Here is a 22841-nt window from a genome sequence, read left to right on the forward strand (position 1 = left end):
CCAGAGTGGTCTAGCCGATGGGGCGAGGTAGTGCAAGCAATAATGTTCTATTGATTGCACTGGTGGTGTTTTGATCCTGAATCCGGATGCTCGCCCGGAGACAACCATCATGGAACTCACCACCGGCGCCATCCTTCGTTGCATCACCAACACCAGCCTGTCGACAGCCGCGCACAAGCTCGCCACCCTCATCCTCGACGGCATTGCCTGGAAGGATGGCTACAATGGCCTTCCGCGCGGGACCGCAGCCTTTGCGCTCGTAGATCTCGCCGAGAGGATGGATGTCTCGCGCCAGTATCTGCACACCTTGCTGAATGAGTTGGCAGCTTCAGGGCTGCGCCTCGTCCGCCACAGGGGGCGCGGGAACTTGGCCCCCTGGCTCTTCCGCTTCGCCGGCTGTGATGAGACTGACCGCGAGGAGAAGGTGTCAACCACAGATGACACCGCTCTATATAAGGAAGATTCAAACAAAAATGTATTCTTCGGAACGATAAGGGTGTATTGTGAAAAGCAAGCCACATCGCCTCGATGGTTGGCGCTGATCAGTAAGGCTAAGGCCACCCTGCCCTGCCACAGCGCAGACAGTCGCTACATCTGGGACAGGTTCCGGGAGTTCAACCGGCGGCGCGGCTATGAGGCGGTGCCGGCAGGCTATCTGCTCGGGTTCATGCGGAAATGGCGGGTGCAGGGAATGGGCCACACACCGGTAGTTGTAGAGTGCTCGGTGCCGGGCATCAGCCCGCTCCAGCAGGAACTACAAAGCCTCATCGCTCGGGCACCCTTTGCCAATCGACATTTCCACGAAATCGATTTGAAGCGAATGATCGGAGAGAAGCGATACCACGCACAACTTGCGGAGATCCGAGAGAGATTTAGCTGCTCAGAGTTCCAGGCGAGGCTCGCTCTTCATGGAAAAGCCGTCGCGTCCGCAACCATATCCAGATGAATCTGCGGGCACATACCCTCGCCCTTCGGCAAGGCCAAACTCATGCGTTCGACAACACAACAATGAGCGAGCCCACTCGATTGCAAACGACCGAGTGCCCTCTGGCGGCAAAGGCATTATCGTGTTGTCATTCCGGCATTGGCCTGTCGCCGGGCCAAGCCATCATCCGCTCACGTCATCGCCAAGGCCGGCGATATGCTCGGCGAGTGTGGCCTCGACGTCATCGAGAAACGTGATCCATGCGCCTTCTTCGTCGATGCCATTGATCCGCATCAGGAACAGCCCTTCAACCGCCAGAAAGGCCACGCGCGCCGCCCGCGCCCGGTGCGAGGGGCCGTCAAGGCGGCCGAACATCCCCTGATACCAGTCCCGCGTCTCTTGCTGATGCACCGGATCTTTGAGGGAACTGATCAGCAGGCCCGCCATTTTGGCGTTCATCAACTGCTGCGAGGCCCGGGTGGCCGCTATGTAACGGCGAACGAAGTCAACCGGGTCGTCCGGTAGCGGCTCTGCCAACAGAGCATCGAACTGTTGGTTCCAGCGGTCGACCAGGCTCCGCACCAGATCTTCCTTTGAGGTAAAGGAGTACTGCACCCCGCCTTTGGAAATGCCTGCCGCTTGGGCCAGCGCGCCGATGGTCAGCGCCGGCGCGCCGCCGCTGCGCACCAGTTCCTCGGCGATATCAAGCAGCTTTTCACGGGTGATCGTCGGCTTTCTGCCCAAGTTCCCTGGCCCTCGCAGATTCTTGTTGAAAACAATACGACCGTATTTATATGAGACCTGCGAAGTGAAGCCAAGGTGAATCATGTCTGTCCGTCAACCCGACCCGAAACGCTGGCTGGTGCTGCTGGCGGTGATGCTGGCATTCCTGCCGGTCGTGCTGGACATGACAATTCTGCATGTCGCTGTGCCCAGCCTGACCCAGGCGCTGGCCGCCTCCAGCACTCAGGTGCTGTGGGTGATCGACATCTATCCGCTGCTTATGGCTGGCCTTCTGGTGCCGATGGGGACCCTGGCGGACCGGATCGGCAACCGGCGCATCCTGCTGACCGGGCTGGTGATCTTTGGCTTCGCCTCGGCTTTCGCGGCCTTTGCCCCCAATGCGCCGGTGCTGATCACGGCGCGGATGCTGCTGGCGCTCGGCGGCTCGATGATCATGCCCTGCGTACTGGGGATCATCCGCCGCACCTTCGAGGATGAGAAGGAACGCGGTCTGGCACTTGGTCTCTGGGGCACGGTCGGCGCGGCGGGGGCGGCGGTTGGCCCGCTGATCGGCGGCGCGCTGCTGGAGCATTTCTGGTGGGGTTCCGTCTTTCTGATCAATATCCCGGTGATGGTGGTTGTCGTGGCCGCCTGCTGGCTGCTTCTGCCCCGGCAAGAGGCAACTACCCCGGGTCACTGGGCTATCGGGCAGGCGCTTTTGCTGATTTTCGGCATGATCGCCACGGTTTACGCGATCAAGGCCGGGTTCGGTGCAAAGCAGTCGCTGCCTGTCGTGCTGGCGGTGCTGGCACTCGGGTTGGGCCTGTTGACGCTTTTCGCCCGCAAGCAGATGAACGCCGCCGAGCCCATGCTGGATCTGTCGCTGTTCTCGCATCCGGCCATTCTGGCGGGGATGGTCATGGCGATGGTGGCCAGCGGATCGCTGGCAGGGGTCGAACTGACGCTGGCGCAAGAGCTGCAATATGTGCTGGACAAAACCCCGCTGCAGGCCGGGATCTTCTTGATCCCGATCATGGTGGCGGCGGCAGTTGGCGGACCGGTGGCGGGTTGGCTCTCGGCCCGGTTCGGCCTGCGCGCGGTGGCCAGCCTGTCGATGGCGGTGTCGTCAGGCGCGCTGGCCTGGCTGGCGCTGAGCGACTTCCACACACCGGGGCTGGCGGTACCGATGGTGTTGGCGGTGCTGGGCCTCGCGCTCTCCATCGGACTGACAGCCTCGTCCATTGCCATCATGGGCTCAGTGGAGGCCAGCAAGGGCGGCGCGGCAGGTTCGCTTGAGGCGACCGGCTATGAACTGGGCACCGGACTGGGCATCACCTTCTTTGGTGTCTTCATGTCGGTGGTCTATGGACGGCATTTCGATGCCCCTGCGGCGCTCGCGGCGGAACAGGTGGCACAGGCGACCCGTTCGATCGGGGACAGCTATCTGGTAGCCCGCGATCTGGCACCGGGTCAGGGCGAGGCGGTGATTGCCGCCGGCAAGGCGGCATTTTCCGCCACCCATTCAGTGCTGCTGCTGACCGCTGCCGCGCTGATCGGTGCGCTGGCGGTGCTGGTGTTCGTCCTGCTGGCAAAGGTGAAAAGCGGCGCTTCGAACCACTGATATCTTATCAGCGGGGGCGCATTCTGCGCCCCCGCCCGACCAATCAGTCCGCCGCCGGCAAATCCGCCGAGACGCAGTCTTTGAGGCTGCCCTCTTCCAGCTCATCCTCAAGCGTCGCGGTCTCGCCCTTTGACCACCAGACATACGGGCCCGAGGCATAGCGCGCCCCCGAGCCTGAGACGACATTGACGAAGATGCGCTGCTCGCCGTCGATGGGCAGCAGGGCCAGCGCATTGGCCCCGGCATTGACATATTGTACCTGAAACGGCTCGCCCCCGGCGCAACTGTAGGTCGCCGTGATCACCGTGCTGGTCGCGCCGGTTTGCAGCGGGATCGACAGCGAGACCTCCGCATGAGCGGTGCCAGCGATCATTGTCGCAACGAGGGTCGGAATAACTGCGCGCATTGTCAAAACTCCTTACACTGCAGCCGGGCTTATGGCACCGCCCCGGCTGCCCACAAATCACGAACAGCTGTTCGCGGCGGCGACAATATAGCTGCCGACCTGCTTTGCGGCGATTTCTGCCTCACTTTCCAGCCGGATATGACGGCGCAACTTGCCCTTGCCCTCAAGCACCGTGAGGGGATCCGCAAGTGCATGACCTGCACTGAATTCGACCGTCACATGCGATCTATAGGCGAAGATGCCGCAGAAAGGGCGCGGCGCGGCAAAAAGAATACCGCCATATTTGAATTCCTCGGAAACGCTCGGCCCCGCTGCCAGCGCAAGTTGCCGCAAAGTGCGGACAATCGGGTAAAGCTCACCGGCAGTCAGGCGCAGATCTTCCAGATACTGTGTAATCTTGTCCATGATGCGCTTTCAGGTGCTCTCGTCTGGCCAATCTGGTGTGCCGGATTGCGCCAGATCATTGCAGCGGGCTGACCCGCGCTGCAAGGTTGGCATTGAAGGGGCACATCCCCTTCGCCGCTGAAATCATACGGAAGGCATACAGGATGGCCGTTCCTCAGTCCCGGGATACGTTGCTCGCCGCCATAGATACGACGTTCGAGAGACTTATCACCGATCTCAAGCGTGTGCCGCCACCGCTGGCCCGCGACGCTTCGCTCGACGGGCATGTTACGGGCACGCGCATGAGCCCGGCCGATCTGGTGGCCTATCTGATCGGCTGGAACGAGTTGGTGCTGAAATGGCTCGACCTAGATGATCGAGGCGAGGCACCAGATTTCCCGGAGACCGGATTTCAATGGAACCAGCTTGGACTGCTGGCGCAGAAATTTTACGCAGATCACGCCGAAGCAGACTGGCCAGCACTGCTCTTGCGGCTGAAGGCGGCCAAAGTGCGGCTGTCCGCGACGATCAAGGCGCGCTCGAATGAGGACCTTTATGGCAGGCCGTGGTATGGCAAGTGGACGAAGGGCCGGATGATCCAGTTCAATACGTCCTCTCCCTATACCAATGCGCGTGGCAGGATACGCAGTTGGATGCGACAACAGGACTGAGCGATGACACGCGCCTACAACATTGGGAAAGCTTTCGCCCCTTCGCGTGAGGTGGGCGTGGGGCTGGAGCTTGTGATCGCAACACCGCCCGGCAATGGCCCCTTTCCGGCAATGATCTTCAACCATGGCTCCACCGGGCGCGGGCTGAATGAGGCCGTCTTCCGGCGCACGATCAGCCCTGCCGTGATCGCGGGATACTTCGCACAGCGCGGCTGGATGACGATTTTCCCGCAGCGGCGCGGCAGGGGGAAATCCGGCGGCGCCTATGGCGAAGGACTGGCCCCCGCTGGCGGCTATTCCTGTGATGTTGCTGTCGCCCTGGCCGGGTTTGAGCGCGCGGTCGAGGATATAGACGACGTGATGGCGCATCTTCCTGCGCTTGCGCGCGCCGATACGGAGCGGCTGGCTATCGGCGGGGTGTCGTGGGGCGGGATCCTCGCCATTGCCTATGCGGGTATGCGGCCGGGGCTGTTCAGGGCAGCGATCAATTTCAACGGCGGCTGGCTCGGGCGGGCCTGCCCGGGCCATGAGGTGTTGAACCCGCAGCTTTTTCGCCGAGGTGCCAGCGCCGGCATTCCGACGCTTTGGCTGCATGGCAGCCAAGACCCCTATTACAGCATCGGCCATTGCCGCGAAAACCATGGGCAGTTTCTGGCGGCTGGTGGACAGGGCCAGTTCGTCGCGGCCCGGGCCGGTCATGGGCTGATGTTCAAACCTGCGCTGTGGCAGCTCCATCTTGACCACATGCTGAACGCTCCGACCGCGCATTGAGCGCTTGTTAGGTGTCGCACTCTTGCCAGAAACTCCCCAAGCGCGAACAGGGCAGACAAGGTCTGGATGAAAACGACGATTGCCACGCCGAAGGCCCGGTAACGATGACACACCACTCCGCAGGAAAAGTCGTTCAGAAGGGCGTGCAGTGTGACGCAACAGCCCAGCCAATGAGCTAAAGAAACAAACTCGCTGTCGCTAGCACCAAACCTCACCGCATCTCCCGCAATGTCACAAAGGGCTGCAAGCGGGATGGCGGAAGCACGGGGTGGCGGCCGCCGCGAACCTAAGAAAGAGGTCAGGCATGCCTATCGCCGCGTACCGTTCTGTCGCTTCGCTTTCGAAGAGTCAGACAGAGATAGATATTAAAGCGAGAAGCTCCACCTCCTGGATTTGCGGCGGAGATCCTGCTCGAGTGCTACTTCTGCAACGACGTTGGCGACAGATCTTGCCTCGATTTTACGGTTGCGATTCCATCCCGCCTGTGCCCCCATCAGACGTCAGGCGGCGTAGTTTCATTCGGCGATCGTCACGGCCGGGAAGCCTGAAAGGGTCCGCCGACGCCATATCAGAGGGAGACCATGGCACCCCACTATCGGCGCATTGTCGGCTGTGCTCGCGCAGCGCCAGGTTCCCCTTGAACCGATTGTCAGGTTACTGGCCGTCGCGGAGCATTTCATGTCTTGCCGCTGGCTGAGTTGGAACGTCCGGTCAAGCTCATAAGAGGCAGCATAACCGGCTTGGATTATGGGAGGTTTGAGCTTGCAACGGGTTAGATTTCAGCACAGTTATTCGGCCTGCTGCACCATGAGTAGAAAATCAGTGGAGAGAAACAGAGGTCGCATGCGAGAAGGCCCATTTGCCAATAGTTGACGATTAGTCCTATCCTCACTTTCAAAGATTCACTTGAGATAGGGTCGACCTTAATGATCTTCGTAGATCGTGGCGCTGTTCCAAATCCACTTCTAGATTCGCCCCTTGCTGCTCAAGCAGCGCGCGAGCTTGAAAGGGCGCGGGCGGTAATATCCACTGGCTCACTCCAGCGTCGGGTTGAATTTTCGGCTTATAAACACCCGACGATCAAGGCCGCGCTAAATGTTCTTTTCCACGAGAAATGCGCCTATTGCGAAACCCCATTGGTCAGTGCGATGGGCGACATCGAGCAGTTCCGACCGAAATCCGGAGTATCCGAAGCTAACGGTCATCCCGGTTATTGGTGGCTCGCCGTAACGTGGGAAAACCTTTTAATCGCTTGTCAGTACTGCAATCGCTTGGCGAAGGCGGAAATAGGTGAGGGTGGTCGCTCCGAGTCGATCGGCAAAGCGAACCGATTTCCACTCCTCGACGAAAATAAGCGAGCTCGCGAGCCTGACGATGATATCAACCTCGAACAGCCCTTACTGCTCGATCCCACGCTTGATAACCCGTCCCCGCACCTGACCTTTGCAGAAGATGGCCAAGTCTTCAGTGAAACGGAACGAGGGAATGCGACCATCTCGATCTTGGGCCTTAATCGGCTCAGTCTTCTTCAGCAGCGACGTGGCACTGCGGCGCGATATCGTTCTCTCTTCGCCTACGCGCTTTCGTCGTTGTCCAGCGGCGACGGCGAGGCATCCAGGCTCGTCCGAGAGTTGATTGAGATGACTTCGAGCAGTGCGCCCTACGCGGGTATGGTGCGCCAGTTCCTGCAACGCGATCGAGCGCAGTTGGAGACGAAGCAGGTTGTCATCCCTATCCCGAGCTCTGTGGACCAAGGGTCTTTGGCAGCGACGTCTATGAGGGTGAAGCGTGCGGTTCGATCGACCAACGCGTTTCGTCAGCGAATGGCCAACTACTCGCTAGCCGACGATGAGGGCGTCCGCAAATATAAGTCACAGCGACGCGCAATCGAGACAATTGCAATCCGGAACGTACGTGCGATCAGTAGCTTCGACATAAACTTGCAGGCCCTCGGCACGGGGGCTGGTAGGTGGCTCATGCTGCTTGGTGAGAACGGCACGGGTAAAAGCACGGTACTTCAAGCAATTGCATTGGTGCTTGGTGGATCTGAATATGTCTCGAAACTTATCAAAGAAAATCGAATGTCCATCAGCGACCTCGTTCGGTTTCGATGCCGTTCCGGTGAGGTCGCCGTTAAGCTGAGTGGCTTTGATGTTCCTCACCGCCTCAGAATATTTAGAGATCGTCTGGAATTCATTAGTCCAGGGAAGAAAGTTGTTACCATCACTGCTGATGGAGAGATCGCCGGAGCCAGCGGAGCACCTCAGACCGTCATCGCTGGATATGGAGCGATCCGCCTGCCATCGCGACGTCAAAATGACGTCGCATTCGGCGGTGAATTCTCTAGGCTGGAAAACCTCTTTGACCCATTCGCCCCGTTGATAGATGCACAACGTTGGCTGAACGGACTCAGCCGAAAAGATTTCGATCATACAGCCATTGTTCTCAAGGACTTACTCTCGATCGATGTCGAAGCGAAGCTCGTAAGAAGCAAGGGGCGGGTCGCAGTGCACACATCCGGGGCAACGGTGTCCCTTGCCAATCTCAGCGTTGGCTATCAAACTGTAGTCGCGCTGGCTGCGGACATACTCGAAATCCTCTCGCGAGTTTGGCCGAACCGAATGGACGCCGAAGGCATAGTGCTGATCGACGAACTCGACGCCCATCTTCATCCCACGTGGCAGATGCAGATCGTTAGTTCACTGCGTCGGGCCCTGCCGTTCGTTCAATTCATCAGTACCACCCACCAGCCACTTTGCCTGCGCGGCCTCTATGAAGGTGAGGTCGTGGTCATGCACCGCCGTCAGAATCATCAGATCGAAGTGATTACCGATTTACCGTCTCCAGCCGACTTTAGGGTCGACCAACTCCTGACCTCGTCCTTCTTCGGTCTGAGTTCCACCGTCGACCCCAACACAGAACGGCTCTTTGATCGCTACTATGCGCTGCTGGCCTTAGACGTGCGCACCGACACCGAAAAGGCAGAGCTTGCCCAACTCACCTCCGACCTAGCGACACGAAAACAATTCGGGTCCACGCTTAGAGAAGGGCTCTACCTTGAAGCAATTGATCAAGTTTTGGCACGGAGAAAGGTAATGCCAGAGATCTCGACCGAAGAGGTACGAGAGGAAGCGGTTAATGAAATCTCAGCGATCTGGCACCGCCTCACTTCGGACGTCGTATCAAGCGGTGGAGGCACGGCTTGATTTCGATAGAGCGAACAACCGACGCTGCGGCATTGGCCTGTTACGCCGTTGCCACCGTCTACGACCTCGGCGGCGCGGCGAAGGTTACGCGTCACGAGCGTGAGCGCGAATTGGCTATCCAGTTCTTCACAAACCCAGCGAACTATTTCAACAATCAAAAGCTGGCCTCTAAATCGTTTGCGTTCAAGGTCTACAAGGACAAGGAGCTGGCTAAGGTACTGTCCCGCGAATTCTGCAAGAAATGCGCCTACTGTGAAAGCAAGTTCGCCGCCGTCACCGCGAGTGACATCGAACACTATCGACCGAAGTCTTCGGTCGGCCTCGGCGCGACAGAGTTAAAACCGGGCTACTACTGGCTTGGAGGTGATTGGGACAACCTTCTTATTTCATGTCCGGACTGCAATCGCGTTCGTACCCATGAAGTGCCAGGGCAGAGCAAGGGAATCGTTCTAGGCAAGGGCACTCAGTTCCCGCTTACTGACGAAACTAGGCGCGTACGTAGCCACAATCAAAATATCTCGACCGAGGATGATGCTCGCCTATTGCTCAATCCTTGCATCGACAAACCTGAGGATCATCTGACCTTCGACGAGACCGGTTTGGTTCATGCTATTTGTAATGGCGTCGCGAGTCAAAAAGGCAAAATTTCTATCGACGTGTATGCTTTGCAACGCAAAGATCTCGTTGAGGCTAGGCTAGATGAAGTTAACGAGCTTCGATCGAAAGTCGAAGACCTTCAAAGGTTGGTGCGCCAACACAATACCTTGAGTTCGCTGGGGAGCGCGACCTATCATGCCCGGGCAGACAATCTCGATCACATCGCGAAAGTTCTCAATGGGATCAAGGCAATGATGTTGCCATCGGCAGAATATGTCGCAGCCAAGCGGTCATGGCTGCGCGTCGCGCAACAGCGCGGTGAGTTCGACACGATTCGGAAGTTTGGCATCAAGCTCGAAGTCTTCCAGAGCCTCGCGGCCCAACCCACAGCGTGAACGTTGGGCACCCCATCCAATGACGTGAGACTCGGCGAGCCGATGGCAACACGTCAGTCATTGGCTGAGTTGCCTGCAGGGTGAAGAATTTTCTTGAACACATGAAGCATTCTGTATCTGAAGCACCCTAGGAACTCAAATAACGTTCAAAGTACTTTTGCCGACTAACTCATCATCCTATAGTTGCCATGTATTGCGTTATGGCAAGGCTTAGGCGAGCGATGAATTTGGGCGACTGGGGGTCAAAAGCTACGTTGCTTGCGCATGCACGAGCCGCTGCGCGTATGCTCGCGGAGGTCGCCTCCAGCGCTCAATCGCGCGCAGACATCTGTCTCGGCATGCTCTATCATACCGACGAGGATCTTTGCCGAAGCAAATTCCAGCGCATGCTGCAGGCACTGCCCATCGACGAGCGGCACTACTGGATCGGAACACTGTATACGCTTCTGCTTCCAACAAAGCTACGCCGCTCCCAGGCGACCTACTTCACTCCGCCAACTGTCGCCGACGCCGTCGTAGACTTATCTATTAAGGCGGGCTTTGACCTTGGAGCGGACACCGTGCTTGACCCAGCGGCCGGTGGCGCAGCCTTCTTGTCTACTATTGCAGGTCGTATGGTGAATGCCGGACTGAATGCAGAGGAGGTCGCCTACCGCCTGAACGGCATCGAGATCGATACCGGGCTGTCAGCGCTCTCCAACTGCCTCATCGCCCAGAGACTGGGCAAGCCTCTCCCCCGTGAAGTAATCATCACAGGCGACGCACTGAAGGTGACGATTCCCGGCTCCTACGGCCTTGTGATCGCTAACCCGCCGTATGGCCGTGTCGCGCTAGAAGACGTGCAAGATAAGGCTTGGCGCAAAGTTGCCCACAGTGGCCATATAAACAAGTACGCCCTGTTCACAGAGCTCTGCTTCAGACAGGCAAGGCCCGGCGGCATTGTCGCGCTTGTGATACCGTCCAGTTTCCGAGCAGGCCCTCTCTACGACCGAATGCGTGCCTTTATTCGTTCTCAAGCCGAGGTGCTCGCGGTCGGATCAATCGCCGGGCGGGATGGGGTATTCATCGACGTAGCGCAAGACATCAGTGTTCTGATCGCCCGTAAAGGCAAGGTTCACGTCGCTAGTGCACCCGTCAGCTTCCACATCGTGGGCCTTGTGCCATCGACCAGCCAAGCGATTAAGCAGCTGTTGCCCGCAGAGCAAGGTGGTGCCTGGCCACTGCCAGCTATCGATCCAGCGCTTATCGGTGGCGCTACACTGGCCGATTACGGTGTGACCGTTCGCGCGGGATACTTCGTTTGGAATCGGGAAAAGGCGCGGCTCTTTAGCAAGCTCCAGAGCAAGCAGCATTGTTACCCACTCATCTGGGCGCAAAATATAAAAGCGGGAGAACTCTGTAGGCCAGCGGGCAAGAAAGGCCAGGGTGTTGACTTCGTTTCTTTCCCTAGTAGCAGCACTGCGATCATCATGGGCGTCGCGGCCGTGATGCAGCGAACCACAAACGACAAGCAGCCACGCAGGCTTGTTGCTGCTATGGTCGATCCATCCGTAATTTCCGCATGGGGAGGCTTCGTGAGTGAGAACCACACTATCGTGTTAACCTGTGAGGACCCCAACAGACTCGCTCTCGCAGTGCGCCTTCTAAATACCACTGCTGTTGATCAGCGCTACCGTCGTGTCTCGGGAACAGCTGCAGTGTCAGTGACTTTGCTGAGGCAGCTCGATCTTCCCTCGCCGACCGCCTTCGCTGCCGCCCTCGCCGTGAGCAATGACGATGCAGAGGCCGCCGCCGCTGCGGCATACCGGTCCACCCAAGAGGCGATTGACGCCTAATGGCACGCAACCCTTCATTCCCGAAACCGCTTAGGGCAGATTTGGACGACCGCGCCGAGCAACGTCGCGCGGCTTTGGATAAGAGACAGTCGTTGCTCTCGAAGATGGCAAAAGCCAGTTCGGACCGAGCGGAAGTCACGTCCGCTATGCAAAGTAAGCAAGCGATACCAAAGCGCACAAGGCGCGACGTCGAGCGCTATATGGCAGCCCTGGCTGCTCAGCCGTTCCACCAACTCGGCCAATCCGACACGGCGGTATTAACTCCATCATACGCTCTTCTGGTGCGATCCGCCGCCGAGGTTGCATCAGACGGATCAGTTCAGGTCGTTATGCCATGGCCACCGGTCAAGGTTTCGCCTTCAGCGATCACCGGACTGCTCACGATAGCTGCGATTGGTAGCGCGGAAGTGAAGCAGTTCATCATCCAAGGTGCCACCGAGACAGGTCGCCGCCGATCCGACGAAGTGCGAGCACTCGTGTTCCCCTACGCGCGAGGCAGTCATGCCCAGGCCCGACAGGTTCAGGTTGACCGGAAAGTACTCGGCACCGTCAACTTTGAGCATGTTAAGCGATACGTCAAAGGCGGTGACGACGCCGCCAAGGACTTCCATCAGGTTCTCGCCCGGGTCCGCAACCTTACAGGGCGCGCGTCCGACGGTCGTGAATACGCCGAGTTCGAACACCCGATCCTTGACGAGATTGTGCCGCATGGCTCGCCACGCGGTGAGCGCTCGGCTAATAGCAAACTCCTCTGGAGGACGCGCTCGAAGACTGACATTGTCAAGCAGAGCAGATCGGGCGACGCTGACGACCCGTCGAAGGCCGACTTTTTCCTGTACACGCTTCGTGTTGGCGACCAGATCAGCGCCGATCTGCGGGCTATTAAGCGAAGTCCCGATCTGCTTATCCTCGACCTCACACGAAATGCTCGCACCCGGTTAGGCTGGAATTGGGTGGACAAATCGACCGAATTTGTTGCCTCCCTGCGCGAGGTCCACCCTATGACAGGTATCCTCGCCATCGCCGACGATCCCTGGACCTACCGCACCGCGCGGTTCGATGTCCTGGGCACTCGGAAGCCAGGGCGAGGCGGCAAGGTGATACCAGCGATCGGCCACGTTGCTTATTCCGAGGTGGCTAACATCGTCAGCCCCGTGGCAGCCGAGGCTCCCTCGTTCGAAGGAGCCGATTGCATTGATGTCGACGGCTTCTTCGGTGAAGTCGACCAAAACATCGAGACCCTTCGGCGCCTGGCGAACAGCCTCGACGACAAGGGTGACCTTAAGGGAGCGATCGTCGTGCGCAACCTAGTCGCGACGGTTCGCCGCACAGCCTCTCTGCCGGGCTCGCTCGCTGAGTTGAGCAGATTTCTGGAACAGGAGACATCAACCGCAGCAGCCAACGATCTGCTTGCGATCTACCGTGTTACAGCCGATCTCGCAACCTTGGAGGATCCGCGCGGCCTTGCCAATCAGGTCGACGCCGAGACCGGCGCGCTGGCGACCACGCGCGAATTGATGCGCAACTTCGGCAGCGCCACACCGATGACCACGCTACTCGAGGCGGCGATATTGCCCGCGCTCAGGTCCAGCTCGAAATCCGTGTTCGTGTTCAGGTCGGAACTGGTCGCAGAGTTTGCAGTTAACCGGCTTGGTATCTCCCATCCTAAACTGGCCGCGCGGCTCGAATCCGGGTTCATTCGCTTCGGAGGTGAACGGACACTCAGAGGCGTGGCTGACCTGCCACGGGTTGCGCGTAACCAGTTCAAGCGGGTCGTGCTCGTGGCGCCGACGCGGACCTCTATCCTGACGACACTTACCCAGCCGTGGCTTCCGGAGCACGTAACCGTTCTTGCCGACGCCGACACCCTCGCATTCGCCGCGCGCGACGCCGGGCGTCTCGCGGACGAAATCGACATCGCGCCATTGGCAGTCCGGCTGCGAATGTTTGCAAGAAAAGCTAATGAGCGGGTGGAGGAGATCGGTCGGCACGTCGTGCGGTTCGAAATGCCGCCGGACGACGTCGAATTCCCCAATGGCTCAGTGGTTGACCTGAGCGGCGGCAAGGGCGAACGAAACCTCGTCGAAATCGAATTAAAGAACGGCCAGCGCATTATTGCTCGCCGCAGCACCGAGATTGTGTTGCGCGACGACGGCGCGGCGACGACCTCGTTCGTCGAGCGTCCGGCATCGCAAGTAAAGGTGGGCGACGAGGTTTGCGTCATAGGCCACGGCTTCATTGAGCGGGCACGCACGTTGGTGAACATCCGCGCAACCGCCGCGGAGGAGATCCGCGACTACCACCAGTTGGTGTCCGATCGCTTCGCTGCGATGCCTGAGCCGACGACGATAGGGAAGCTGCGGTCACTTGTTGCCACGATGGGCGAACCCGCAGTGGCGCCCGAAACCGCGCGATACTGGATCGACCTCGGCGAAGAGATCGAAAAACCTCTGCACGACGTCGTTCCGCACGCGCCGCAGGATCAGGACACGTTCATGCGCTTCACCGCCGCCCTCGGCATCAGCGAACGCATGGCTGGCAACTTCTGGAGGTGGGCGGTGGTCGCGCAGCGGTCTCACCGCATCCGTTACGGAAACGTCTTCCACGATGCCTTTCGCGGAATTCTCACCGATCCGCACGCGGCCATAAGCAGCAATCGCGATCGGGTCGACCAAATCCGCATGTTAAGGTCTATGGCGGAAGAGCATGTTGCTATCGTTGACAAGGTTCGGAGCTTTACGGCGCGATGAAGGGAAAGTCGAACAGCGAGCTAACGGCGATTGACGTCGAACTAAAGGAAGCCGTCTGCGACGCGCTGACATATTCGCTGGTGCAGCGCGTCACCGGTGCGGACGAGCGCGGCCGCAACTTGCTCGGTAGTTCGCCTCGCAGGGGCATTTTCGCCAGCCAGCTCCTCCCGCGCTTCGACACGTCGGGACAGGATGATGAGACGACAGACATCCGCATCGCGGCGGTGGGCATTGACTTGATTGCGGTGGCTGGCGGAGGTGGGCCGATACGCGTCACGCCCCGGTTCTCGGTCTATCTCCGAGTGATCCCCGACTGGCTGGACCTTGCGCCCCACGGCGAACTCGAGTTCGACTTCCGCCTGCAGAGGAACATCCAGCAGCAGATCGACGATGCGATCCGGGCAGAGCGCGTGCCCGCGCTGCGAGCGGCGGGCGTCGAAAAGCCTGACTGGAAGGCGATGGACGAGACCAAGCGTTCCAAAGTCAGAGCGACGCGAGCACAGATCCTCACCGAAGTCCGGCGCAAAGCATACGCCGCACACGGCATCAAGCTAGTCTCTGGCGATGCAGATCCGGACGATGCGGCAAAGGTGTCGAGAGATACGTCCGACATAGATCCGAACACGCCTGACGACATCAAGCCAGCGGTACTGCCCATCCCGCGTCTGCTTCGCGATCAGCGAGAGCTTCCGCTCCACCTCGTCGATCCAGCGCCAATCCCGGGGAAGTGGACACGGCTGGACCTCGAAATGCCAACCCTCGAGTTCAACTATGATGCGCCCGACGAAGACCTCAAATCTGCAGTCGAAACGTATAACCGTGCCTTAAGCGGCTCGGTTGCCGCGCAAATCGAAGCTTGGGTCAACGGGCCTGGCGCCTCCACGGCATGGCGGGAGGTGACAGTCCAACCCAGCGAAACGCTGACGGAAGAGAAATGGCGTGCAGCAATGGCTGCGATCGCCACCCGCCCGGTGGATCGCAACCGGGTCGTACCCGACCTCTCGCGCGTCGTAGTCAAAGTCGAGCGCCAGACCGACTTCCTCAACCCGAGCGCTCTATCGATGCGCATCACACTCGACAATCAGTCGCTTGAGCAGTCGCCAATCGACGCGCGCGGCCGCTGCAACACGGTCTTCGATGCCGGCCTTACAATCGAGCTGCCATCGGCTGCGCACCGCCCACTGCGCCTCGACCGCGTCGAGCCATCCTATCGTTTCCGCGAGCACCTCGACTATCCGGCTATAGGCCTCAACTGCGGAGTCGAGGCCCATTGCGAGGGAGCGAACTTGCACCTGCGCACGACGTGCGCGCCCCGCTTCGCCCAGCCGCGGATCGTCGCGCGCAAGCTCGACCTGCCCTATCAGTTTGCCGTCTTGAAGGATCCAGATTTCGATGCATCTAGGCTGCTCGAACTGCCTTGTGAGTACAGGCAGTGGATCGACGGTCAGGAAGCGAGGCTCCGGGATACGGTCACGGCCGGGCTGGAACCCGCCGACGCGGCGATCGAGGCCGAACGCCTGCGCAAGGACATCGCGGCACAACGCGACGAGGCGCGCTACATTGAGCGTGGCGTCGAACTGCTGATCGCGTCCAAGAAGGCAGCGGACGCGCTTGCCGCCTGTGGTGGCGGGGATAACCAAGCCCTCGAGCGGCGTGCCGCGCCTTGGCGAGCTTGGACCATGGCGAACGAGGCCTTTGCGTCGCGCGATGTCTCCGACCCCGGCCGGGGATGGCGCCTGTTCCAGATGGCTTTCATACTCGCCCACGTGCCGGTGTTCGCTTCGAGGATGGACGAGTGGCGCGAAACGCACGACCCTCGACTCGACGAGGAAGGCGTCAGCCTTCTCTACTTCCCGACCGGCGGTGGCAAGTCTGAAGCGTTCTACGGAACACTGCTCTTCGCGATGTTCCTCGACCGGCTGCGTGGCAAGGACCGCGGCATCACCGCGATGATCCGGTATCCCCTGCGGCTGCTAACCCTCCAGCAGGCCCAGCGGCTCCTGAAACTTATTGCCAGGGCGGAATTGGTCCGCAAGCGTCACAGCGTCGGCTCATGGCCGTTCGAGATGGGCTTCTGGGTCGGCAGCCAGAACACGCCGAATAACTACGGGGCCTTCAAATCGGACATCCCGCTTACTACCGATCATGACCATCCGGACGACAGTGGCCTCGATGGCGAGACCGGCGATGACCAGGAGCGAGATCGCGGCCGGCGCTACCTTGTCGCCCGCGAGGCGTACGATAAGATCCCGGACTGTCCGGTCTGCGGCAAACCAACCGGCCTCAGACGCGACGAGACCGATGGTCAGTACGGCAGGCGCGCCGCGATCCTCTGCTTCAACGACGATTGCGATTGGAACAAGGAGCATGGTGGTCGCCACCCACTGCCATTCCTCCTCACGGATGACGCCGTCTACGCGCGCGCGCCATCGATAGTGCTGGGCACCGTAGATAAGCTGGCAATGCTAGGGCAAAACACCAGCACAATCAGCAAGGTGCTTGGCATGTTTGGCCTGGCAAGGCGCGTCGATCACCGCGGCAACCTCAGCAACCCGCGCAGCGAGGCGGACCTCAAACGCGATCCCGCCCTTGACCGCTGCGCCAATGTCTACCCCGCGTACGCGAGCGGCAGGCACATCTTTCACGACCCCTTCCCATCGCTTATCATTCAGGACGAGGCGCATCTGCTGGAAGAGAGCCTCGGCACGTTCAGCGGCTTGTTCGACACTTTACTCGACACGATGCTAGAGGACATCGCCGACATGGCGGGCGACGCACTGGGCGTTGCTCGACGCTGGACCGGCGTCGGTTGGGGTCCGCCCCGAATGCCGAAGATCATCGCGGCGACCGCCACTATCTCAGCACCCGAACGGCAGTTGGAGACGCTTTACCAACGCATCCCCCTGCGCTTCCCTTACCCCGGACCTGACCTCTACCACTCCTTTTTCGCCGAGCCAGCCGCGCCACCGGAAGAGAATGAGGACCGTGTCACTCTCGCCAAGTCGCTCCCATTCGCGCAGGTTCCAGAGGCGACCGCGCCGTGGATGCGCCTCTACGTTTCGCTGTTGACGAACGACGCTACCCACACCGTCACGACGGTTGGAGTCCTCGCCGCCTTCCACGGCATCGTCACATCTCTGTGGGACGGCATGCTGGACGGCGCGCAGCGGGTTCAGACGATCGCCGCAATCCGAGCATCGGTCCCGCCAGGTCGCGCGGGCGACTGGCACCGTGCCGCCATCGATCGCGCCGTCGAGCAGGGTCGTGATGCGGAGATCATGGCGCTCGTGGACCTGCATCGCATCGCCCTCGCGTACGTTACGAATAAGAAGGGCGGCGACCAAGTCATCGACGCGCTGAGCGCAGCGGTCGAAAAGGAGCACCGCCGTATCGGCCGCGCCCATATCGCTTTCGACAGCCGCCTTATCTCCGGCGGCATTGACATGAAGGATATACAGGCGGTGATGGAGGCCGCCGACAGGTCGTTCGTTGGAGCCGACTATCCGGATGTGGCCGAGACCGTGCGCAACATCGTGGCGACGTCGGCGATCAGCCACGGCGTCGATGTCGACCGCTTCAACAGCATGTTCTTTGCCGGTCTTCCCTCTGACATTGCCGAGTACATCCAGGCATCCAGCCGCGTCGGCCGCACCCATGTCGGCTTCGTCATGCTGCTGCCCACGCCACAGAACCGACGCGACCGCTATGTGGTCGAGACTCATGACATCTTCCACCGCTTCCTTGAACGCATGATCGCGCCGCCGGCGGTTGAGAGATGGGCGGAAAACGCGATCAAGCGGACGATGGCTTCGTATGTCCAAGCCTGGGCGATGCTGCGCGAGGCACGCGAGTTCATCGGCAAGGATGACGCCCGTAAGTTCGAGGAGGCACACATGGACCAAGTCAGCCGGCTGGCAGCCCTGGAAAAGCGCGACCACCTCCGTTTCACAAAGGAACTCGTCTCTTTCATACTCCGAGCGAGCGGTTTCGCCGGAAAAGGTGCTTTGCACCTCGGGGCGCCGTACTACGAGGAATTCTATCGCGGGCTCGTCGACAATCAGGTCGAGAGGTTCGCGCGGCACATTTCCGGTCTAGCCACGATATCGAGCCTACGTGACTACTGGGGCGACGTCCCGGTCTTCAAGCCTCCGATGACGTCGTTGCGCGACGTCGACGAAGCCGGTTACATCGTCGCTGCGATGCGCGACCCGCTCGCGCGCGGCAGGTCATCGGACGTCGACCGCCGCGACCTGGCTAAAGTGATGAAAGCTATAAGGACCCAGCGCGGCAGTGCCTCGGAGCTGGACGCGGATGGGGGAAAAGATGGCTGATACAGGCAAGAAAGACTGGCGCGCCCCTTCCGTCCGAAGACCCTCATCGTTCGGCGTCGGCCACGCCGACCCCGATCCGCTGGAGCCGCCCACGATGTTGCGCTCGCGGGTCCAGATCGCCGGCTCTTACGCGCCGGGCGTGCTGATGACATGGGAGGGCGGCAAGGGCATTTGTCGCTCCGTTCCCCTCGCCAACGAGGCGAAGGACCTCAACCCGACGACTGTCGATCTGATCTTCGAGAATCTGAGCCACGCAGTGACCACCTGGCGCAATCGCGTGATGAAAGTGCTGCCCGACGCACTGCCGGAACTCGTCCTCGACACCCCGTTCCGAGACTCGAAAACCGGCGAGGCGCGGGTGCAGCGCGCCGACTTCCAGATGACGAGCCCTGACAAGGTCGGCTACGTACCCTATCCGCTCCTGTACCGCTGCGGGATATGCGGATCGACCCGCGAGTTCGACAGCGTCGCCGATCAGGCGCGACAGCCACTACCCAGGAAGTGCAATGGCCACGAGGCCCGTTGGACGCAGGTTGACGTGGTCTACGCCCACTGGTCGGGCGACATCGAGCCGCTCAGCCCCTTCAACTACAACTTTGACTCGCAGACCGGTACCGCCAAGCAGATCAGGATGTGTACCTGCGGATCGTCGAGTTTCAAGCTGCGCAACACAGCACCTGTGTTCTCCGAATGGCGCTACGTCTGTGAGGGTTGCGGCGAGACAAGGTCGCTCAAGAAAGCCAACCCCGATGTGCTTACGCGTCTCCAGATCCAGCAGAACGAGGGCGGCCGCCAGTTCCAGTGGATCGAAGTCAACATGCTACCGGTTTCATACCGGGCAAACTCGACCTTCTATGTTCAGCGGACCAGCTTCATTGTGTTCAAAGACAGCGCAGTGGTCGAACTAATGAGCCCCAGACGCCGCGACGGGCTGATCGCCCGGCTCGCCCAGATTCACGAAATCTCATTCGCCGAGCCGTCCGGCGATCAGATCCGCAAGAGCGTCGAGGCCGACCAAACGCGTGCAGGCGAGTGGGACGAGTACGAAACCTACCTTGATATGGCGGAGAAGGCGGAAGGTTCCGGGCGCGCCGACGCGGCGCGCCGGCACCGCGACAACGCGAGCTCGCTGCGCGAGGGCTGGTTCGCTAATGGTATCGTCGAGCGCGGCCAGCTCGGCAGCCAAGCGATCCTGCAGGCGATCGCGATGCGAGAGGACTGGACGCAACGTTACGACCCCGTCCGGCTGACGATCCAGCACGACGCATTCGTGCGTGAGCATATCGAGCAGGCGATGACGGAGCACAAAGCGGTCAACGTCATGTCCCCGGACGTCGTACTCACGGATGTGGTCAACGATCCGGCGCGCAAGGTGAAGTACCAAGAGACCATTGGGAGGCTGCTCGGCCATCTTGGCGTCGATCGCCTAGTACTGATCCGCGGCCTTCCGATCTGCGAATTTAGCTTCGGCTATACGAGGGTCTCGGCCACTCCGATCTACCAGCGCGAGCATAACGGTCAGCGTGTCGAGATGCCGGTCCGGCTGAAGGCGTTCGACCAACTGCCTATCCCCGACAACAAGCGGCCGATCTACGTCACGCAACAGCTCAACGAGGCGCTATACTTCAAACTCGACGAGGGCCGAGTCCTGCGCTGGCTTGAGGCCAATCAGGTCGTCGACGTGCCCCGCGAACACGTCGGCCGCGCCTACCTAGAGCGCTACGATGACTTCGGGCCTTTCCTTGAAGTGTTCAAGGATCGCGAGGGCATGGGTGGTTACCCGCGCACCCTCCCAGCCTACATCTACCTGCTGCTGCACACATTGTCGCACCAGATGATGCACTCGCTCGCGGACACATCGGGCGTGGACAGGGATGGTATCGGGGAACACATCTTCCCCGCCGACCTCTCTTTCGTCATCTACCGCAAAGGAATGACGCCCGACTTGGGGAACATCTCCGCGATGTGGCGCAACTCCGCAGAGGCGTTTTTAAAGCGGGCTCTCGACCCGAGAACGCTGCGCTGCGGATCGGGTAGCCTGTGTGATATCCGCGGCGGCGCGTGCCCGGCATGCGTAATGGTGTCCGAAGTTAGCTGTATCGCATCTAACCTGCTGCTGTCGCGGGCCGCGCTGAAGGGCGGTAGAGGCCCGGAATGGGAACCGCGGACCGCTCCAAATCTTATAGGCTTTTTCGATACCTCGCATCAGTCATCAACATCTAATCCCAACGCGTGATCGATTGGAGGGAACACGGGGCTCAGGCCATCGGCTACAACCCGATTGCTTCCGACATAATCGAGGCCGTTTTCCATCGAAGTTGAAGGAGGAACGCCTCCTCATGCAGTAAAGTTGCTTTCAATCACTCAAACGACTCGCTTACATCCTCGGCTTCAATTTGCCATAGTCGCGAGGTTAGGTTGCGACCATCGTTGGACACGGAAGCGAAAACCTGCTATCGTTCCCCTTACGTTCACATAGGAGCGGAGGCCGCCTGAGACGGAGAGTAATGACACAACTGGATTTCGGTGCGCTAGATTTCGCAGCACGGGCTGTTTCGCCGTTCTTGGAGCTTGGGGCATATGAAGCCCTTTGGGACCAAGACAATGCCAGCTTCAAGACCATCGCCGCACGATTCGCTAGGGTGCCGGGAGCGCTCCCGTCCGATTTCATCGCCCCGGCTCAATCGACGGAGTACGCAAACGCGGTGCATCGCGCCCTCGTTGGAGCAGGTGTTCGGCATTATGGCGTACGTGTACATGGCGCCGGAGAGTACCCTGATCGCCTGCGGGATGCAGAGCATCCGATTGAACTGCTCTACTATCAGGGCTGGTGGGAACTGGTGAATTCGCCCAGATCCGTCGCGATTGTCGGAACGCGCAATCCCTCCGAAGACGGGATCCGGCGCACCCGCAAACTAGTGCGTTCTCTGCTAGCCGATGACTTCACCATCGTGTCCGGACTGGCGAAGGGCGTGGACGCAGCCGCGCACACGGCTGCGATCAGCGAGGGCGGCCGCACCATTGCGGTTCTCGGTACTCCAATTTCACAGACATACCCGAAAGAGAACGCAGCGCTTCAAAGGGAAATCGCAACCAATCATCTGCTGATCAGCCAGGTTCCCGTGACGCGTTATGAGCGCGCACCGAACCCGACCGCGAACCGACATTTCTTCCCCGCACGCAACGTCACCATGTCCGCACTAACCGATGCGACGGTGATCGTGGAAGCCGGTGAAACTTCCGGAACGCTGGTGCAAGCCCGCGCAGCACTGAAACAAGGACGCAGACTCTTCATTTTAGATAGCTGCTTCCGCAATCCGAAGCTGACCTGGCCACACACTTACGAAGAGCGCGGCGCGATCCGCGTCCGGGATTACGATGACATCCGACAACAGCTCATACCCGGAAAGACTCACTAAGGTCGACGCGCTGACGCGCGGCGATCACTCCTACCTACACGAAGAAGACAACTGCCTCTTCCTCGGCGAGTACACCGCGCGCAAAGGGTTCTCCTACAGTGCAACCAACAATCTGATCATCAATTTCAAAAAACCGATGGATCGCCAAGGACGCCCAGAATGGTCCCACAAGGCGCGTAACATCCGCAAAGCCGCCGCAGCGCTTCACAAGGCCTTCGGAAACACCGATCTGCGGCGTTACACCTTCGTACCGGTCCCCCCTTCGAAGGCCAGCACCGATCCGATGTACGATAATAGAATGATGGAAATGCTGGCCCATCTGAGTGCCCATGTACGGCGTTCACACGGCTACGACATCGATATCCGGGAACTGGTCAGCCAGACCCAAAGCACGGCTGCTGCGCATGATACGGATGCGCGACCCACACCCGCTGAGTTGGTCGCACTTTACCGGCTCGAGCAAGGTGCGCTCGCCGGAGTCCGTGAGGGGATATTGATCTGTGATGACGTCCTCACCACCGGCTGTCACTTTCGGGCGATGGAGGAAGTACTGTCCGCAGCGCTGCCAGGACGCCCCTGCTACGGCGTGTTTCTCGCCAGGCGCGTTCCCGAGGCAATCGATATCGAAGACGTCGATTGGTGAGTAAGGCACTCACACCTTCCTCAGCATGTTAAAGGCCCCTTCATCCTGAATCTGAACACGCTTTAGCCAGTCCGCATGCGTTCCAGCGTAAGCGGTCGCTGGCCACCACGGTCAGCTTATCTTGACGGCTTGAAGTTCCAGGGCAGCAGGTCGTCGATGCGGCT

General features: G+C 60.0%; 15 protein-coding genes. 12 read left to right on the forward strand and 3 right to left on the reverse strand.

What is annotated here, in order from left to right:
- The first annotated feature begins 109 nt into the window (after positions 1 to 109).
- The gene (locus tag HS053_RS20545) at positions 110 to 946 is read left to right on the forward strand and encodes a GntR family transcriptional regulator (RefSeq protein ID WP_174213116.1); all 837 of its coding nucleotides are present in this window, start codon (positions 110 to 112) and stop codon (positions 944 to 946) included.
- 162 nt (positions 947 to 1108) lie between these two features.
- On the opposite strand, the gene HS053_RS20550 is transcribed toward HS053_RS20545, so the two are convergent.
- Positions 1109 to 1753, reverse strand: coding sequence for a TetR/AcrR family transcriptional regulator (locus HS053_RS20550; RefSeq protein ID WP_233093082.1), 645 nt, complete (start codon positions 1751 to 1753; stop codon positions 1109 to 1111).
- Here HS053_RS20550 and HS053_RS20555 point away from each other — a divergent pair.
- The gene (locus tag HS053_RS20555) at positions 1752 to 3269 is read left to right on the forward strand and encodes an MFS transporter (protein WP_174213117.1); all 1518 of its coding nucleotides are present in this window, start codon (positions 1752 to 1754) and stop codon (positions 3267 to 3269) included. The two genes, HS053_RS20550 and HS053_RS20555, sit on opposite strands and share 2 nt — an antisense overlap.
- 43 nt (positions 3270 to 3312) lie before the next feature.
- Here the strand turns inward: HS053_RS20555 and HS053_RS20560 are convergent, their stop codons facing one another.
- Both HS053_RS20560 and HS053_RS20565 read right to left on the reverse strand, forming a co-directional pair.
- Positions 3313 to 3675, reverse strand: coding sequence for an MliC family protein (locus HS053_RS20560; RefSeq protein WP_174213118.1), 363 nt, complete (start codon positions 3673 to 3675; stop codon positions 3313 to 3315).
- A gap of 57 nt (positions 3676 to 3732) precedes the next feature.
- Positions 3733 to 4080 carry a DUF1801 domain-containing protein gene (locus HS053_RS20565; RefSeq protein WP_174213119.1) on the reverse strand — a complete coding sequence of 116 codons (348 nt, stop codon included), beginning with the start codon at positions 4078 to 4080 and terminating at the stop codon, positions 3733 to 3735.
- Positions 4081 to 4223: 143 nt separating this feature from the next.
- Between HS053_RS20565 and HS053_RS20570 the strand changes: the two genes are divergently transcribed.
- The 10 genes from HS053_RS20570 to HS053_RS20615 all read left to right on the forward strand — a co-directional run bounded on the left by HS053_RS20570 (position 4224) and on the right by HS053_RS20615 (position 22677).
- A complete protein-coding gene (locus HS053_RS20570) occupies positions 4224 to 4730 on the forward strand; it encodes a ClbS/DfsB family four-helix bundle protein (protein ID WP_174213120.1) in 507 nt (168 codons plus the stop codon).
- A gap of 3 nt (positions 4731 to 4733) precedes the next feature.
- Positions 4734 to 5501 (forward strand): dienelactone hydrolase family protein, encoded by a 768-nt coding sequence (locus HS053_RS20575; RefSeq protein WP_174213121.1) that lies wholly within the window; start codon positions 4734 to 4736, stop codon positions 5499 to 5501.
- Positions 5502 to 6427: 926 nt separating this feature from the next.
- Positions 6428 to 8707 carry an AAA family ATPase gene (locus HS053_RS20580; protein WP_174213122.1) on the forward strand — a complete coding sequence of 760 codons (2280 nt, stop codon included), beginning with the start codon at positions 6428 to 6430 and terminating at the stop codon, positions 8705 to 8707.
- A complete protein-coding gene (locus HS053_RS20585; protein ID WP_174213123.1) occupies positions 8704 to 9699 on the forward strand; it encodes an HNH endonuclease family protein in 996 nt (331 codons plus the stop codon). The genes HS053_RS20580 and HS053_RS20585 overlap by 4 nt, the downstream gene beginning before the upstream one ends.
- A 221-nt stretch (positions 9700 to 9920) precedes the next feature.
- Positions 9921 to 11534, forward strand: a complete 1614-nt coding sequence (locus tag HS053_RS20590) for an N-6 DNA methylase (RefSeq protein WP_198838905.1) — start codon at positions 9921 to 9923, stop codon at positions 11532 to 11534.
- Positions 11534 to 14284 (forward strand): Hint domain-containing protein, encoded by a 2751-nt coding sequence (locus tag HS053_RS20595; protein ID WP_174213124.1) that lies wholly within the window; start codon positions 11534 to 11536, stop codon positions 14282 to 14284. The genes HS053_RS20590 and HS053_RS20595 overlap by 1 nt, the downstream gene beginning before the upstream one ends.
- On the forward strand, positions 14281 to 18615 hold the full coding sequence (locus HS053_RS20600; RefSeq protein WP_174213125.1) for a DEAD/DEAH box helicase family protein: 4335 nt from the start codon (positions 14281 to 14283) through the stop codon (positions 18613 to 18615). Before HS053_RS20595 ends, HS053_RS20600 begins: the two co-directional genes overlap by 4 nt.
- Complete coding sequence (locus HS053_RS20605; protein WP_198838907.1) at positions 18608 to 20851, forward strand: hypothetical protein; 2244 nt, start codon at positions 18608 to 18610, stop codon at positions 20849 to 20851. Before HS053_RS20600 ends, HS053_RS20605 begins: the two co-directional genes overlap by 8 nt.
- A 271-nt stretch (positions 20852 to 21122) precedes the next feature.
- The gene (locus HS053_RS20610) at positions 21123 to 22034 is read left to right on the forward strand and encodes a DNA-processing protein DprA (protein ID WP_174213126.1); all 912 of its coding nucleotides are present in this window, start codon (positions 21123 to 21125) and stop codon (positions 22032 to 22034) included.
- On the forward strand, positions 21994 to 22677 hold the full coding sequence (locus HS053_RS20615) for a hypothetical protein (RefSeq protein WP_174213127.1): 684 nt from the start codon (positions 21994 to 21996) through the stop codon (positions 22675 to 22677). Before HS053_RS20610 ends, HS053_RS20615 begins: the two co-directional genes overlap by 41 nt.
- Positions 22678 to 22841 lie beyond the last annotated feature (164 nt).

The organism is Tabrizicola fusiformis, assembly GCF_013328815.1.
Classification (GTDB): Bacteria; Pseudomonadota; Alphaproteobacteria; order Rhodobacterales; family Rhodobacteraceae; genus Fuscibacter.